General features: G+C 36.5%; 4 protein-coding genes. All 4 read left to right on the top strand.

The features are described from left to right. A partial coding sequence (locus tag LKD71_RS17955) for a recombinase family protein (protein ID WP_227616421.1) occupies window positions 1–491 on the top strand: 491 nt, incomplete at its 5' end. A gap of 9 nt (window positions 492–500) precedes the next feature. Then, complete coding sequence (locus LKD71_RS17950) at window positions 501–815, top strand: hypothetical protein (RefSeq protein WP_227616420.1); 315 nt, start codon at window positions 501–503, stop codon at window positions 813–815. A 112-nt stretch (window positions 816–927) separates the two neighbouring features. Next, on the top strand, window positions 928–1,182 hold the full coding sequence (locus LKD71_RS17945) for a tyrosine-type recombinase/integrase (protein ID WP_227616419.1): 255 nt from the start codon (window positions 928–930) through the stop codon (window positions 1,180–1,182). A gap of 153 nt (window positions 1,183–1,335) precedes the next feature. Beyond that, a complete protein-coding gene (locus LKD71_RS17940; protein WP_227616418.1) occupies window positions 1,336–1,638 on the top strand; it encodes a hypothetical protein in 303 nt (100 codons plus the stop codon). Window positions 1,639–1,712: the final 74 nt, after the last annotated feature.

The raw sequence follows: 1,712 nt of genomic DNA, 5'->3' as shown, positions 1-1,712 counted from the left end.
TTGTCCGGGATGAGATTTATATTGGAACCAGAATCTGGGGAAAAACACGTTGCAGTATGCATACCGGTCATAAAGCAGTTCTGAATGATGAAACAGAATGGGTTCGCCTGGAAAATCATCATACGGCAATTATAGACAGGGTATTGTTTGAAAAAGCAAATGAAATGCATCCGAAAAAGAAGAGAAGTGTTGCGGAATCACGCACCAATTTTACTCTGGAAAGACGTAAAAAGCAGCCAGCATTGCTGTTATGTGCCAACTGTGGGCATTCTTTGCTAAAAGAAACGGAGCATCTGCTAAAATGCTCAGATGCTCGAACCAATGGAGATCCTGTGTGTCGAAGTCTGGTGATCCGACGGGAACCGCTGGAGGAGAATATCCTTGGGCTTGTTCATCAGTATGCAGCGTCAATGTTGGAAAAAGAAAAGAAAGTATCTTACAACAGGCAATGCGACTACAAAGAAATCAATACCGCAGAATTGCAAAAATAGAGCCGACAATTGACTTCAGAAAAGATGAAACTCTATGATGATTACAAAGATGGTCGTATGGATCGTGATTTGTATAAGCAGAGAGCGGAAAAGATAAGTGGACAGCTGGATGAAATTAAACGAAAAATAGAAGATGCGGAGAATAGCAAAAAGCTTCTTGAACAAAATGAACTTTCTGATAAAATAAAACTAAAAGATTTCTTGGGAATTCAAAAGTTCGATACAGAGAAGCTGCGTGAGATTATCAAGGTGATCCGTGTTCATAGTCAGGATGAAATCGAAATCGAATGGAATTTTGACGATATTTTTTCAGAACAAAGATAACTTGAGCAGGACAAAAATGACTTATCAGAAGATAATAAAGGTGCTGGGACTACCTGATGGAAGCGTCAGATAGTCTTCGGCAGAAAAAAATAAAATTTTTTTTGTCCTATACTTGACACATCCACATGTATGCCGACATACATATTGCTCGAATATGGCAAAATCGGGAATGAATCCCAAGACATTGCAATACCTGATGGGACATTCAGATATAGGAGTTACTTTGAATGTGTATACCCATATGGGATTGGATGATGCAGAGAAAGAACTACAGAAAATGCAGGGACTGGAAAATGCAAGAAAAGAAATGGGAATTTCGGATAAAGATGATAAGCCTTTGAAGCAGAATATGTTCAAGGTAGTTTAAAAATAAAATATTGTAATAGGAAACGATAGCATCCAGGTTTATGTAACTTGGGTGCTTTTCTGTGGTGAAAAGATTGGAGGTATGATATAATTCTGAATATACAAAAAGGATTTATATATTCAATTTAGATAAAAACAAAAGAAAGGTAATCAAATGACAAAGGTAGAAACACTTACAGCATATTCATGTAAATTTAGTTATTTACAAAGAAATAATCCATTAATAGAGGAACAAAGAGAGGCAATTAAAGAAGGCAAAAAACCTGAATATAATTTTTCTGATTTCATAGAGAAATATGAAAAATATACAGAAAATCTTGCAATTGGAGAAAATACAGATAGAGCAATTCTTTTGACTGGTGATAAAATATCTATGAGAGAGAAAGAAGGAACTAAAATATGGCATATTATTCCAGGAGCAGGTAAGCAGGGAAAACCAGTAGTTGTTATAAAATGATTATTCCGGGGCTCTTTGAGCCACCTGTCCGGATTTTGAGAGCCACCATTCCGGAGAATGAGAGCCATATATTC

The sequence above is a fragment of the Fusicatenibacter faecihominis genome (assembly GCF_020686945.1).
Taxonomy (GTDB): Bacteria; Bacillota; Clostridia; order Lachnospirales; family Lachnospiraceae; genus Limivivens; species Limivivens faecihominis.
This window is presented reverse-complemented; position numbering and strand designations above follow the sequence as displayed.

Excerpts from the sequence above, each read along its gene's own strand:
- LKD71_RS17940 (WP_227616418.1), top strand. The coding sequence starts at position 1,336 with ATGACAAAGGTAGAAACACTTACAGCATATTCATGTAAATTTAGTTAT.